Origin of the sequence: Pseudomonas sp. NPDC086566 (assembly GCF_050280885.1) — a bacterium.
In the GTDB taxonomy this organism is placed as follows: domain Bacteria; phylum Pseudomonadota; class Gammaproteobacteria; order Pseudomonadales; family Pseudomonadaceae; genus Aquipseudomonas; species Aquipseudomonas vlassakiae.
On sequence record NZ_JBNNWD010000001.1, the window covers coordinates 364,393 to 377,863 of the forward strand.

At 65.9% G+C, this 13,471-nt stretch carries 10 protein-coding genes and 1 pseudogene; 9 read left to right on the forward strand and 2 right to left on the reverse strand.

The window, feature by feature from the left end; translation table 11 throughout:
* Positions 1 to 6: 6 nt before the first annotated feature.
* On the reverse strand, positions 7 to 549 hold the full coding sequence (locus ACQKPS_RS01660) for a GNAT family N-acetyltransferase (RefSeq protein WP_427602303.1): 543 nt from the start codon (positions 547 to 549) through the stop codon (positions 7 to 9).
* A 125-nt stretch (positions 550 to 674) separates the two neighbouring features.
* Here ACQKPS_RS01660 and ACQKPS_RS01665 point away from each other — a divergent pair, with 125 nt between their 5' ends.
* Positions 675 to 1,298, forward strand: a complete 624-nt coding sequence (locus ACQKPS_RS01665; protein WP_427602305.1) for a glutathione S-transferase family protein — start codon at positions 675 to 677, stop codon at positions 1,296 to 1,298.
* Positions 1,299 to 1,375: 77 nt separating this feature from the next.
* On the opposite strand, the gene ACQKPS_RS01670 is transcribed toward ACQKPS_RS01665, so the two are convergent.
* Positions 1,376 to 3,475, reverse strand: coding sequence for a TonB-dependent receptor family protein (locus ACQKPS_RS01670; RefSeq protein ID WP_283725436.1), 2,100 nt, complete (start codon positions 3,473 to 3,475; stop codon positions 1,376 to 1,378).
* A gap of 498 nt (positions 3,476 to 3,973) precedes the next feature.
* On the opposite strand from ACQKPS_RS01670, the gene ACQKPS_RS01675 reads away from it, so the two are divergent.
* From ACQKPS_RS01675 to ACQKPS_RS01710, 8 genes and pseudogenes are all read left to right on the forward strand, one after another.
* Positions 3,974 to 5,656, forward strand: a complete 1,683-nt coding sequence (locus ACQKPS_RS01675; protein WP_427602308.1) for an ABC transporter substrate-binding protein — start codon at positions 3,974 to 3,976, stop codon at positions 5,654 to 5,656.
* Positions 5,653 to 6,585: an ABC transporter permease gene (locus ACQKPS_RS01680; protein WP_427602310.1), complete on the forward strand. Its 933-nt coding sequence runs from the start codon at positions 5,653 to 5,655 to the stop codon at positions 6,583 to 6,585. The genes ACQKPS_RS01675 and ACQKPS_RS01680 overlap by 4 nt, the downstream gene beginning before the upstream one ends.
* 21 nt (positions 6,586 to 6,606) lie before the next feature.
* Positions 6,607 to 7,851: an acyl-CoA dehydrogenase family protein gene (locus tag ACQKPS_RS01685; protein ID WP_427602312.1), complete on the forward strand. Its 1,245-nt coding sequence runs from the start codon at positions 6,607 to 6,609 to the stop codon at positions 7,849 to 7,851.
* Between the two features lie 13 nt (positions 7,852 to 7,864).
* Positions 7,865 to 9,187, forward strand: coding sequence for an LLM class flavin-dependent oxidoreductase (locus ACQKPS_RS01690; RefSeq protein WP_427602314.1), 1,323 nt, complete (start codon positions 7,865 to 7,867; stop codon positions 9,185 to 9,187).
* Positions 9,188 to 9,216: 29 nt separating this feature from the next.
* The gene (locus ACQKPS_RS01695) at positions 9,217 to 10,272 is read left to right on the forward strand and encodes an NADP(H)-dependent aldo-keto reductase (RefSeq protein ID WP_427602315.1); all 1,056 of its coding nucleotides are present in this window, start codon (positions 9,217 to 9,219) and stop codon (positions 10,270 to 10,272) included.
* A 144-nt stretch (positions 10,273 to 10,416) separates the two neighbouring features.
* Positions 10,417 to 11,265: an ABC transporter permease gene (locus tag ACQKPS_RS01700; RefSeq protein ID WP_427602317.1), complete on the forward strand. Its 849-nt coding sequence runs from the start codon at positions 10,417 to 10,419 to the stop codon at positions 11,263 to 11,265.
* The gene (locus ACQKPS_RS01705; protein ID WP_283725441.1) at positions 11,262 to 12,911 is read left to right on the forward strand and encodes an ABC transporter ATP-binding protein; all 1,650 of its coding nucleotides are present in this window, start codon (positions 11,262 to 11,264) and stop codon (positions 12,909 to 12,911) included. The genes ACQKPS_RS01700 and ACQKPS_RS01705 overlap by 4 nt, the downstream gene beginning before the upstream one ends.
* A 113-nt stretch (positions 12,912 to 13,024) precedes the next feature.
* Positions 13,025 to 13,292: pseudogene (locus tag ACQKPS_RS01710) on the forward strand (hypothetical protein).
* Positions 13,293 to 13,471 lie beyond the last annotated feature (179 nt).

Here is a 13,471-nt window from a genome sequence, read left to right on the forward strand (position 1 = left end):
GAAGTATCAGGTCCCGGCTCGCCCGCGCCCGGCAGGTGCACGGCGGTAGAGTGGCCGCGGGGTGCTGGGATCAATCTCTGTCACCTTACTGCCGGCCGCGACGAACCCGGCACGTTCGGCCAGGCGCTGGCTGGCATGGTTATCGATATCAGTGGTCAGCCACACCGGGGCATCGACGGCGTCCAGCAGGCAGGTCAGCGCCTCACGCATCAGGCCCTGGCCGCTGCTGGCCTGGCTTGCCCAATAGCCCACTTCGTACTGGCCATCGCCAGGGCACAGGCCGATGCAGCCGATCACTTCACCGCTCTCCGGAGCGAGGATGAAATAGCGCTTTTCCTTGGCCGGGTCGAGGAACTCCTCGGCGCTCAGTTGCAGCGTTTCCTGTACTTCCTTCAAGGTCCAGTCGGGCTTGGCCCAGGCCAGGAACGGTTGGTGCAGGCTGTAGCTGTCGAGCAGCGCCTGCAGCAGTTGCTGGGCGAACGCCGGCGCCGGGCGAACCAGCAGAGTGCGCGGCGTGGACAGGGTACGAGGCAGATCGGGGTAGGGCATTGCAGGCCTTCCTGGCGGGTTGATCGGGAAGTTTAAGCCTATTTTTGTGTAATCTGTGCGAGCGCGTTTACGGATATGCCGTGAATGCCCAAATCGATCATTCAAAGGAAACTGAAGGTCCACCCATGCCCGACTATACGCTGCATTGCTTCGCCGAATCCGGCAACGCCTACAAGGCTGCGCTGATGCTCGAACTCACTGGCCAGGACTGGCAACCGGTGTTCGTCGACTTCTTCAACGGCCAGACCCGCGACCCGCAATGGCGTGACGAGGTCAACGAGCAGGGCGAGGTGCCGGTGCTGGAGCACGCCGGGCAGCGGCTAACCCAGTCGGCGCTGATTCTCGAATACCTCGCCGAGCGCACCGGCCAGTTCGGCCCTCGTGACGACATTGAGAAGCGCGAGATCTGGCGCTGGATGCTGTTCGACAACCACAAGTTCACCAGCTACTACGCGGCGCTGCGTTTCCTGCTGTGCCTGAAGAAGACCGGCGAAACAGAGGTGACAGGCTTCTTGCGTGAGCGGGCCACGGCGGCGTACCGGATTGTCGATGCGCACCTGGCGAAGGCGCCGTTCATGGTTGGCGGGCGGCTGACCATCGCTGACCTGTCGCTGGCGGGGTATGTGTTCATGCCGGAGGACACCGGGATCGTGCTGACCGATTTCAGCCACATCGAGGCGTGGAAGCAGCGGATTCAGGCGGTGCCGGGGTGGAAGCATCCCTACGAGCTGATGCCGCGGACGGCGTAAGCCAGTACGGCCTCTTCGCAGCTAAATCCGCTCCGTGCAGGGGCGGATTTAACCGCGACAGGCCGCCACAGGAAAAATCAGTACCGAACTTCAACCCCTACATAAGCCCCGATCCCATCCCCCGGCCAGAACGACGCGGTATCCAGCCCGCGCGCGTTGTACACCGGCGTCACCGCCGTCACGTACGCCTTGTTCGCCAGGTTCTTCAGGTCCAGCGACACCTTCCAGTTGCCCTTCGGCGCCTCATACCCCAGGTTCGCCCCCCAGATCGTATACGACGGCGCATACAGGCTGTTGGCATAGTCCACCGCCGTGCGCGATGCCGATTGCACGTTCACCCCGGTGTACCAGCCGCTGTGGTCCTGGTACTGCAACTCACCTTGGTAGATATGTTTGGGCACGCCCGGCAGCTGGTTGTCGCCGAAGGTGTCGTCATGCCGGTAGTAGAAATCGTTGTAGGTGTACGACTGGCGCCAGCGCACCAGGTCGCCCTGGGGGTTGTCCCACAGGCGCGTGTTGAGCCCGGCCTCGACGCCCTGGTGGATGGTCGGCGAGGCGTTGAACGCGCCAGTGACCGCCGCGGCCGTAGACGTGGCAGGGATGATCTGCACGTTCAGCAACTCGTCGTGGATCCACGAACGGTACAACGCCAGGCTGCCGTCGAAGATGCCGTGGGAGCCCTTGATACCGACCTCGAAGGTGTTGGCCTTCTGCTCCACCAGCGGGCGAATGTACGGCAGTGTCGGGCCGGAGCCGGAGTATTCCCATGAGGCGGGCGGGTCGATGCTGCGGCTGAAGTTGGTGAACACCTGCAGTTCGGGGTTGATCTCGTAGCGCAGGCCGATGCGCGGGGCGACGCTCCAGTTGTCGTAGTCGACATGCTGCGGGAAGGTGGTGGTGTTGGGGTTCACCGCGTAGTCGATGTTGACCTTTCGCCGCACGTTGATGAACGACACACCGCTGGTAAGCCACAGGTTGTCTACCAGGTTGATGTCGTTGCCCAGGGCAATCACCCGGTCGAACGAGTCCTTGTAGTTGACCTGCTTGAGCGACACCTTGTTGCCGTTGGCCGAATCCACCCCACCGCGCAGGTGCTGGGTCGAAGTAAAGGCGATATTGCTGCGGCTCTCGTGGCCGAACAGGTAGTCGACGCGGTCATAGCCCAGCAGCACGCCGAGGTCGTGCCAGTCCCAGTAGCTGGGGTTGCTCGGGCTGCGCGGGCTGTTGGTGTGGCGGTAGTCGTGGTACGACAGGCCGAAGGTCAGCCGCGCATCGTCGTCGAAGGTGTAGGTGGTCTTGCTGCCGACCCAGATACTGCCCGGGCGGCGTGCACCGGCGCCGCTGCTTTCGGCGGTAGCGCTGGCCCGACGCGGGTGGTGCAGGGCATTGTCGAGGGTGGTGGCGCTGGGGTCGTTGTGGGTCTCGTCGCGGTAGCGCAGCAGCAAGCGGGTTTCCAGCTTCGGGTTGAAGCGGTAGCCGGCGTTGGCGACGATGCCCGAGCTTTTCGACAGGCTGTAGTCGCGGTAGCCGTCGTTGCGGTAGTTGTCGGCCTGCAGGTAGTAGTCCAGGTCGCCTTCGACACCGCCGTAGCTGATGCTCTGCTTCTGGTAGTGGTAGCTGCCGGCTTCGGCACGCACGCGCAGGCCGGGGGCGCTATAGCCGCTGTGGTTGACGAAGTTGACCGCGCCGCCGAGGGTCAGCGCGCCATACTGGAAGGCGTTGGCGCCGCGCAGGATCTCGGTGTAGTTGACGCCGCTGGCATTGAGGAATTCGTAAGGGGTACCGCCAGGGCCAGTCAGTGGCAGGCCGTCGAAGAGGAACTTGATGCCTTCGCGGAAGTAGCCGGGCGAGGTGTTGGCGCCGGAACCACGGATCGAGATCTTCGCCGCGTCGTTGCCGCCGGTGGACTGTACGAATACGCCGGGCTGGTAGGCCAGGGTGTCCTGCAAGGTGGCGGTACGGCCTTTGGCGACTTCTTCGCTGTCGACCACACTGGTGCCACCGGGCACCTCGGCGAGGGCGCTGGCGGCCTGTTGCACTTCAGTCTGCTTGGCGGCCTGCACGGTCACCGTGCCGAGGGTCGGGTCAGCGGCCAGTACCGTGGCCGGGGCCAGCAGGGTGGCCAGGGCGGCGTGGCGGATGGCCAGGCGCAGTGGGTGGGGGTGAATCGCACGCATCGTCGTATTCCTTGAAAGTCATCGTAGGTCCTCGGCGTTCTATGGGAATAGTCAGGCCTGTCGAAAGCGGTAAGAGCAGATTCTGTGCCAGCTGGTAAAAGGCCGGAAGTTGCGGCCTTGACAAGTTGTTGAGCGTGCGGCGATGAACGAAACGGCAAATTTTGTTGTGATTGTGTTGAATCCGAAACAGTGCCGGTTATATACAAATATCCAAATCAAACAGCGAACCCTGTAGTAGCGGGTTTACTCGCGAATGCTCTGGAATGGCCACTGCCGCATTCGCGGGTAAACCCGGTCCCACAGGGCCCCGCATTGCCTGGGTGTCTGCATTCCAACAGTAGGTGAGCAGTTTGTTTGGTTGGCGTGTTCGGAAAGTTGCTGAAGTCCAGTAAACGCACAGAAAGAGGCTGGCACGACAACTGCAATACCCCTTTATGTAGCCGTCTATATAAAGGCCCTGTTGTGCAGCCAAATGACCGTTTATTCAATGTATGCCTGTTGGCCAGTGCGCTGTTAGTTGCCGCCTGTTCACCCGCCACGCCCCCGCAGACCCAGTCCACCCTCAAGGGCGAAGCGGTCAGCGAGGTGAACGGCGTGATGCGCTACCCGGCCAGCGACTTCGTCGAGCAGCAGCGCGGCCAGCGCGGCGGCACCTTGCGCGTATCGGCAGCGACCGACGCCGGCAGCTTCGACATCCACGCGCTGTCCCACGGCAACATGCAATGGATGGGCCGCACCCTGTTCGACTGCCTGGTCTACCAGGCCGAGGATGGCACCCTCACGCCGTGGCTGGCGAAAAGCTGGGAGATCAGCGCCGACGGCCTGACCTACACCTTCCACCTGCGCGACGACGTCACCTTCAGCGACGGCGAGCGCTTCGACGCCGAAGCGGTGCGGGTCAACCTCGAACACATGCGCGACCCGAAGACCAAGTCGCCTCTGGCGGCCGCCTACATCGCGCCTTACCTGAACGGCCGGGTGGTCGATGCGTTCACCTTCGAAGCCACCTTGCGCGCACCTTACGCGCCATTTCTCGATGTCCTGTCGCAAGCCTGGCTGGGGATGATCTCGCCACGGCAGATCCTCGAGGCGCCCGCGACCATCGCCAGCCAGCCGATCGGCACCGGGCCGTTCGTATTGACTGGCTGGGTGCGTGACCAGCGCGCCAGCTTCACGCGCCGCCCGGGCTACCACTGGGCGCCACCTGCGATCCATCACCAGGGCGAGGCCTACCTGGACGGCATCGAACTGAGCTACGTGCCTGAAGCGATGATCCGCTACACCTCGCTGGAAGCTGGCGACAGCGACATGGCCCTGGACGCCCCGGCGCAGAATGCGGCGGCGATCCGCGCCAACCCGCAGTTGACCCTGCGCAACCGCATTCGCAAAGGCAACCCGGCGCGCAGCATTACCTTCAACGTCGAGCGCGTACCGTTCGATGATGTGCGGGTGCGCCAGGCCGTGGCCAAGGCCATCGACCGCGACGGCCTGGCGTGGATCTCCGGTTTCGGCGAGTACCTGGCCAAGGGTGACTTTCTGGCGGTGAACACCCCCGGCTACGACCCGGTGGCACGCGATGCCCTGGCGTTCGACCCCGTCGAAGCGGGCCGCCTGCTGGATGCTGCCGGCTGGACCGGGCGTGATGCCGAGGGCTACCGCACCCGCGACGGCCAGCGCCTCGGGGCGACGCTGCTGACCTACGACAACCCGGCATTCCCGGCCAATGTCTCGGTGGCGGCCCAGGCCGACCTGCGCAAAGTGGGCTTCGACCTGCGCATCGAGCTGCTGCCGATCAGCAAGGTCATGGAACTGCGCTACCGAGGCAACTTCGATGCCCTGGGCGGCGGCTACTGGCACACCAACACGGCCGACGGCCTGTACATCCTCTACCACAGCCAGTCGATCCCCAGCGCCCGAATGATCGGCCAGAACGTCGGCCACTTCCGCGACGCCAGCCTCGACCAGCTGCTCGGTGACGCCCGGCGCAGCACCCAGCCGGCGCAGCGCCGCGCACTGTATCGCCAGGCCCAGCAGCGCCTGGGCGAGACCGTGCCGGCCGTGCCCTCAGTGGAAAGCCAGATGCTGCTGGCCTACCGCAACGTGGTTGGTGGCGTGCTGTTCGACGGCTCGCACAACGTGCCCTTGTTCACCAGCGTGTGGCTGGCGAAGGAGCAACCATGAACGTTTTGGCAACCTTGCTGCGCCGCCTGCGCGACGGTGTGATCGTGCTGTGGGCGGCGGCGAGCCTGACCTTCCTCGGCATGCAGCACAGTGGTGGCGACACCGCCCTGGCGATTCTCGGCGGCCCGGATGCGATGCCGAGCGAAGCCATGCTGGCCCAGGTGCGTGCCGAGTACGGCCTCGATCAACCCCTGTGGGTGCAGTACGGCCATTACCTGCTGCGGCTGGCCAAGGGCGAGCTGGGCGAATCGTACCGTTTGCGCATTCCGGTCGGCCAGGCGATTGCCGAGCAGGCCGGCGCGACCCTGGCCCTGGCGACCAGCGCGGCGGTGCTGGCGGTGCTGCTGGCACTGGCCTCGGCGCTGCTCACCGCCAACCGCGGACGACGCTTGCGGGCGCTGGTATCGGGCATCGAACTGGTGCTGTCCTCGGCGCCCAATTTCGTGATCGGCACCGTGCTGCTGCTGGCCTTCGCCTTTTACTTCCATGTGCTGCCGCCGTCTGGCTCAAGCGGATGGCGCTCGCTGGTGCTGCCGAGTCTGGCCCTGGCATTGCCGATTGCGGCGGTGCTGGCCCAAGTGCTGCGCCAGTCGCTGGAGCAGGTACTGGAACAACCCTTCATCACCCAGGCCCGCGCCCGCGGCATGGGCGATACCGCTGTGCGCCTGCGCCATGCCTTGCGCCACGCCCTGGTGCCGCTGGTGACCCTGGCCGGCTACGTGTTCGCCAGCCTGCTCGGGGGTGCCGTGGTGCTCGAACTGCTGTTCGGCCGCCAGGGCATCGGCCGGCTGATGCTCGACGCCACCGCCACCAAGGACGTGCCGCTGGTGCTCGGCGTGACCCTGCTGGCAGCGGCCCTCTACGTGCTGGTCAACCTGTTGGTGGACCTGGCGACCCAGGCCATCGACCCGCGCACCGCACGCCCCTGAATTCACGAGAAAGGAACTGCCATGAGTCAAACCTCGATTACCGATGCTGATCTGGATGAGCGTTTTGCGCCGATCTACGCACGCATTGCCGAAGGCGCAGTGGCCCGCGAGCAGCAACGCACCCTGGCCCATGAACCGGTGGCCTGGCTGCGCGAAGCTGGCCTCGGCGCCCTGCGCGTGCCCCGCAGCCACGGCGGCCTCGGCGCCACCTTGCCACAGCTGCTGCGCCAGTTGGTGCGCCTGGGCCAGGCCGATTCCAACCTGCCGCAGATCTTCCGCGCTCACTTCGGCTTTGTCGAAGGGCGGCTGTCCTCCAACGACGCCGCTTCCCAGGACTACTGGTTCGCCCGCGTGGTGGCCGGTGAACTGTGGGGCGCGGCCATGGCCGAGCGCACCGACAGCACCGGCAATACTGTGCAGCTCAGCGAAGGCGAGGGCGGTTACCACCTGGACGGTGAAAAGTACTACTGCACCGGCACCCTCTACGCCGACTGGGTCGCGGCGGTGGCCAACCACGGCGACGACTTCGTCAGCCTGGCGGTACCGACCCGTGCGCCTGGCGTGGAGCGGGTCGATGACTGGGATGGCTTCGGCCAGCGCCTGACCGGCAGTGGTACCACGCGGTTCACGCAGGTGAAGGTACAGCCTGAGCATCTGTTGCGCCGCTTCGCCAAAGGGGAGTTGCGCGCTGAGTCGTATCTCACCGCGTTCTACCAAGCCGTGCACCTGGCCACGCTGGCTGGCATCAGCCGAGCGGTGCTGGCCGATGCAGTGACCTTCGTCAAAGGCCGCACCCGCGCCATTGGTGTGCCCGGGCACTCGCAACCGGCCGCCGACCCGCTGGTGCAGGCGGTGATCGGCCGGTTGTCGAGCCTCGCTTTCGCCGCCGAGGCCCAGGTGGCTGCGGTGGGCCAGAGCCTGCAGGCGGTGTTCGAAGCGGTGCAGCGAGGCGAGGTGCCCGAGCAGCTCTACACCGACGCCGAAATCCGCGCCTTCCAGGCCCAGCAGATCGTCCTGCCGCAAGTGCTGCAGGCCAGCACCTTGCTGTTCGAGGTCGGCGGCGCCTCGGCGACCAGCAACACCCGGCGCCTCGACCGCCACTGGCGCAACGCGCGCACCCTGGCCTCGCACAACCCGGCGATCTACCGCGAGCAGGCGCTGGGCGACTACTACCTCAACGGCATCAGCCCGGCCCAGGCCTGGCGTGCCCGCCAGGCTGCCGCCAGTGAAGGGCAGGGCAGCGGCGACGAAGCCAGCGCAGTCTGATCAGGAGAACCGCATGAGCAGCAAACAGATGAGCCTGGGCATGAACATCCTCGGCTTCGGCTCGCATTCCGGCGCCTGGCGCCAGGGCGAGGCGGCACTCGACGCCTATATCGACGTCAATTACTACCGCGACATCGCGCGCATTTCCGAGCGCGGCTGCCTGGACGCGATCTTCCTCGCCGACGGCCCGGCACTGCCGCCGGATGTGTCTGCGCAACCCGGCGGGCGCCTGGAACCGACTGTACTGCTTACCGCCGTGGCCGCCGCCACGGAGCGCATCGGCGTGATCGCCACCTGCTCCAGCACCTACAACGAACCGTTCAACCTGGCCCGGCGTATCGCCTCGCTGGACCATATCAGCGGCGGCCGTGCGGCCTGGAACGTGGTTACCAATGCCGGTGATGCGGCAGCGCAGAACTTTGGCCTGGCTGGCGCGCCGTTGCATGTCGACCGCTACGGGCGAGCCGAAGAGTTCGTCGAGGTGACCCTGAAGCTGTGGGACAGTTGGGAAGAGGACGCCATCATCGGCGACCGCGCTGGTGGCCGCTTCGCTGACCCGCGCAAGGTCCACACGCTGGACTTTCAGGGCAAGCATTTTCAGGTCAAAGGCCCGCTGAACCTGCCGCGCTCGCCCCAGGGCCGACCGGTGCTGGTCCAGGCCGGTTCGTCCGAAGGCGGCAAGGCGCTGGGTTCACGTTATGCCGACGCGATCTTCACCACCCAGACCACCCTGCCCGACGGCCAAGGGTTCTACCAAGAGATGAAAGCCCGCGCCAGGGCCTGGGGGCGTGACCCCCAGCACCTGAAGATCATGCCCGGCCTGTCGACCGTGATCGGCAGTACCGAAGCCGAGGCCCATGCCCGCTTCGACCAGCTCAATGCCTGGCATGGCGAACATGGCCTGCTGCAGCAAGTGGCTGGGCGCATCGGCATCGATGCCAGCGAGCTGGACCCGGATGCGCCGTTACCTTGGGACCGGATTGGCGCAGTGGCGGATTTCGAACGCGGTTCGCACGGGTTTCTGCAAGCCCAACTGAACCTGGCGCGCAGCGAGAACCTGACCATTCGCCAACTGTCGCGGCGGATCCTGGTCGGCCATCGGCTGGCGGTCGGCACACCCGAGCAGGTCGCCGACACCCTGGCCGAATGGTTCCTGGCCGGGGCCGGGGATGGCTTCAACATCATGCCCGACATGTTCCCGTCGGGTGCGCGGGTGTTCGTCGAGGAAGTGGTGCCGCTGCTGCAGAAGCGCGGGCTGTTCCGCACCGAGTACACCGGCACCACCCTGCGCGAGCACCTTGGCTTGCCCAAGGCCGTGAACCAGTTCGCCGCTTAGCCCAGAAGTCGTTTTTCAGGAGATTTCCAATGCGTTACCGCACACTCGGCCACACCAACCTCCAGGTCAGCCTGCTCAGCCTCGGCACCATGACCTGGGGCCATCAGAACAGCGAACAGGACGCTCACCAGCAACTGGACGCCGCCATCGCCGCCGGCATCAATCTCATCGACACCGCCGAGATGTACCCCACGCCCACCCGCGCTGAGACCTGGACCACCACCGAGCGCTACCTCGGCAACTGGATCAAAGCCCGCGGCAACCGCGACAGGCTCATCCTGGCCAGCAAGATCGCCGGTCCGGCGCGTGATCCTGGCGGCCAGGCGCATATCCGCGATGGCCTGTCGCACCACGACCGCAAGAACATCGTCGCCGCCCTGGAAGGCAGCCTGCGCCGGCTCAACACCGACTACCTGGACCTGTACCAGCTGCATTGGCCCGATCGCACCAGCAACTTCTTTGGCATTCGCGAATATCCCTATGTCGATGACCACCCGCAAACCGCCGCCATCGAAGAAACCCTCGCGGTGCTCGACGACCAGGTCAAGGCCGGCAAGGTGCGCCATATCGGCGTGTCCAACGAAACCCCGTGGGGCGTGGCGCAATTCCTGCGGCACAGCGAGGACAAAGGCCTGGCGCGTATCGCCAGCATCCAGAACCCCTACAGCCTGCTCAACCGCCTGTACGAGAACGGGCTGTCGGAGTTCAGCCATCGCGAAGGGGTCAGTCTGCTGGCCTATTCGCCGCTGGCATTCGGGGCGTTGACCGGCAAGTACCTGAACGGCGCCAGGCCGGAGGGTTCACGGTTGTCGTCGGTGTATCGCACGTTCAACCGTTATGGCAGCGAAGAGGCCAACAGTGCCATCGGCAGCTATGTGCAGATTGCGAGGGCGCATGGGCTGACACCTGCGCAACTGGCCCTGGCCTTCGTGATTCGCCAGCCGTTCGTGGCCAGTGCGATTACCGGGCAGACCACCTTGCTGCAGTTGCAGGAGAACCTCAGTGCACTGGATGTGCAACTGACCGACGAGGTGCTGGCCGAGATCCAGGCCGTGCACCGGCGTATTCCCAACCCGGCACCGTAGCCCGCATGGCAAGGGCTGCGCCCTTGTTCGCGGCTAAAGCCGCTCCCACAGGATCATCACCCTCCTGAAGTGATTGGGGGGCCACCCTGTGGGAGCGGCTTTAGCCGCGAAGAGGCCAGCACAGGCGACAACTGAAGGACAGACATGAACGCGATTGCATTGACACCCCCCGCAGCGACCCGCAGTTGGCAGGTGCGCCCAGGCATCACGCTGGCCTGGCTCATCCTGGCCCTGCTCCTGCTGGCCGTAGCCTTCCCCGACTGGCTCTCCCCAACCGACCCCCTGGCCGCCGACGCCCGCCTGGCCTACCTTCCACCCAACACTACCTTCTGGCTCGGCACCGATGAGAACGGCCGCGACGTCCTCAGCCGGCTGATCCACGGCACCCGCCCATCCCTCTACATCGGCCTGGCCGCCACCCTGGTCGGCCTCGGCCTGGGCACGTCGCTCGGCCTGCTCGCAGGCCTGGCTCCCGCCTGGCTGGACAACCTGCTGATGCGCGCCGTCGATGTCCTGCTGGCGTTCCCCGACCTGCTGCTGGCGCTGGTCATCATCACCCTGTTTGGCCAGGGCACCAGCACCCTGATCCTCGCTGTCGGCATCGCCTCGGTGCCGCGCTACGCCCGCCTGGTCCGCGCCCAGACCCTGACCATCCGCCATGCCGGCTTCGTCGAGGCCGCCGTCACGCTGGGCCGCAAACGCTCGGCGGTGGTACTGGCCCACGTGCTGCCCAACGCCGTGCAGCCGGTGCTGATCCTGGCCTGTATCGGCCTCGGCGGCGCCATCACCGCCGCCGCCGCGCTGAGCTTCCTCGGCTTTGGCGCACCCCCGCCCGCGCCGGAGTGGGGCGCGATGATGGCCGTGGCGCGCAACTTCATGGCCAACGCACCCTGGCTGATGGCCTGGCCGGCGTTGGCGATCACCCTGACCGTCATTTCCATCACCGTCATCGGCCGAGATTGGCTGCGCCGTAGCGAGGGCAGAAACCCATGAGTATCTTCGAACAGCACCCGGCACCCTTGGTCGACATCCGCGACCTGCGCGTGAGCTTCAACGGCGTGCCGGTGGTGCACGGCGTCAACCTGCAACTGCACGCCGGGCAGTGCCTGGCACTGGTGGGCGAATCGGGCTCGGGCAAGAGCGTGACCGCTCGTACCCTGGTCGGCCTGACCGGGGCCGGCGCCCAGGTGCAGGCACAGCGCCTGGCGTTTGCCGGGCAGGACCTGCGCCGGCTTGGCGAGACGGACTGGCAGCGCTTGCGCGGTGGGCGCATCGGCTTCGTCATGCAGGATGCGCTGGGTTCGCTCGACCCGCTGCGCAGGGTCGGCGCCGAGATCGAAGAGCCGCTGCTGTTGCACACCGGCCTGGGCGCCGAGCAGCGTCGCTTGCGTGTACTCGAACTGCTGCGCCAGGTCGGCGTACCTGAACCTGAAGTCCGCGCCCGGCAGTACCCCTGGCAGCTGTCCGGCGGCCTGCGACAACGGGCCCTGATCGCCTCGGCCATCGCCTGCCAGCCGCGCCTGCTGATCGCCGACGAGCCCACCACCGCACTGGACGCCACGGTGCAGGCGCAGATCCTCGACCTGCTGGAACACCTGCGCGCCCGCGACAACAGCCTGCTGATGGTCAGCCATGACCTGGCCGTGGTCGCACGCCTGGCCGACTGGGTGGCGGTGATGCGCCATGGCGTGGTGGTCGAGCAGGGCACGGTCGAACAGATCCTGCAGGACCCGCAGGACCCTTACACCCAACGCCTGCTGAGCGCAGCGCGAGCAGTGCATTTTCAGCGTCCGTCGGTCCCGGCGCTTTCGCTGGTGGAGGCCCCCGTGGACGAGCAACCGGTAGTGCTGGAGGCGCGTGGCCTGCACAAGGCTTTCGTCGGGCCGGATGGCCAGACGCGTCAGGTGCTGAACGATGTGTCACTGCAATTGCGTGCCGGTCAGACGCTCGGCGTGGTCGGTGAATCCGGCTCTGGCAAGAGCACACTAGGGCGGATCCTGCTGGGGCTGGAGCGGCCGGAGCAGGGCAGTGTGCACTTGGCCGGGCAGGACTGGCTGGCGTTGTCCGCCGCTGAGCAGCGCCAGGCACGACAGGGCATCCAGGTGGTGTTCCAGGACCCGCTGGCCTCGTTCGACCCGCGCTACACCGTACTGCGGGTGCTGGCCGAAGTGCTGGCCCAGGCGGGCGTGCCGCGCGGGTTGCGGCGTACCGAGGCGGCCGCGTTGCTGGAGCGGGTGCAGTTGCCCGCGGGGCTGCTCGACCGTCGTCCCCTTGAGTTGTCGGGCGGGCAGCGGCAACGCATCGCGATCGCCCGGGCGCTGGCGATGAAGCCCAAGGTGCTGGTGCTGGATGAGCCGGTGTCGGCGCTGGATGTGTCGGTGCAGGCGCGGATTCTGGCGTTGCTGGCGGAGCTCAAGGCGCAGTTGGGCCTGGCTTGTCTGTTCATCTCGCATGACCTTGGGGTGGTGGAGCAGGTCAGTGATCAGGTGCTGGTGATGCAAGGGGGCAGGGTGGTGGAACACGGGGCAGTGGCGCAGGTGCTTGGGCAGCCGCGTCATGCCTATACCCGAGCGCTGCTCGATGCGGTGCCGCACCTGCCGGCAGCGCGGCCTCGCTGGTTTGAACGGATTGCGGTGTAAGCCTGTGCCGATCCTTTCGCGGGGTGGTATCTGCCGGTCTGTCAACCTGTGCACAGCTGCCACCTACCTGTTTGACAGCAGGTTAGTGGCGGCCCCCAAAATGGCTACCAAAGATGCTGAAGATTGTCCCCGATCCACCCCACGATATTCATTCCCTTGAAGACACCCTGATCCAGGCCACGGACTACGCCTTGTGTGCGACGACCGTGGTGCATCAGGCGTTGCTGCTGCAGCCCAAGTCACCGGCGTCAATCCTGATGATGGCCTCGATGCATGCAGGCGCTGCGGGCTTTGCTCGAATCGGCGTTGATCCAGGTGCAGACCCACTGTTCTGCGGCCAAGGCGCTGATGGATGATGCCGAACTCGGCACGAGGCATTGAAGAGCCCGGCCTGATAACGCATCACGGCCACCATGTGTTCGCCGATAGATGTGCAGCGCCTATCAGATCGAGCGCCGCCCGCGCGGCGCATCGCGAGCTGCGCTCGCTCCTACGTTTGTTTCTGGCCAGTAACGCCTGTGACAGGCGCGCGCGATCGCCTTGTTTGTACGACACGATAT

Bases quoted from the DNA above. Each gene is read 5' to 3' on its own strand.
- ACQKPS_RS01660 (WP_427602303.1), bottom strand. From the start codon at position 549: ATGCCCTACCCCGATCTGCCTCGTACCCTGTCCACGCCGCGCACTCTG.
- ACQKPS_RS01665 (WP_427602305.1), top strand. From the start codon at position 675: ATGCCCGACTATACGCTGCATTGCTTCGCCGAATCCGGCAACGCCTAC.
- ACQKPS_RS01670 (WP_283725436.1), bottom strand. From the start codon at position 3,475: ATGCGTGCGATTCACCCCCACCCACTGCGCCTGGCCATCCGCCACGCC.
- ACQKPS_RS01680 (WP_427602310.1), top strand. From the start codon at position 5,653: ATGAACGTTTTGGCAACCTTGCTGCGCCGCCTGCGCGACGGTGTGATC.
- ACQKPS_RS01685 (WP_427602312.1), top strand. From the start codon at position 6,607: ATGAGTCAAACCTCGATTACCGATGCTGATCTGGATGAGCGTTTTGCG.
- ACQKPS_RS01690 (WP_427602314.1), top strand. From the start codon at position 7,865: ATGAGCAGCAAACAGATGAGCCTGGGCATGAACATCCTCGGCTTCGGC.
- ACQKPS_RS01695 (WP_427602315.1), top strand. From the start codon at position 9,217: ATGCGTTACCGCACACTCGGCCACACCAACCTCCAGGTCAGCCTGCTC.
- ACQKPS_RS01700 (WP_427602317.1), top strand. From the start codon at position 10,417: ATGAACGCGATTGCATTGACACCCCCCGCAGCGACCCGCAGTTGGCAG.
- ACQKPS_RS01705 (WP_283725441.1), top strand. From the start codon at position 11,262: ATGAGTATCTTCGAACAGCACCCGGCACCCTTGGTCGACATCCGCGAC.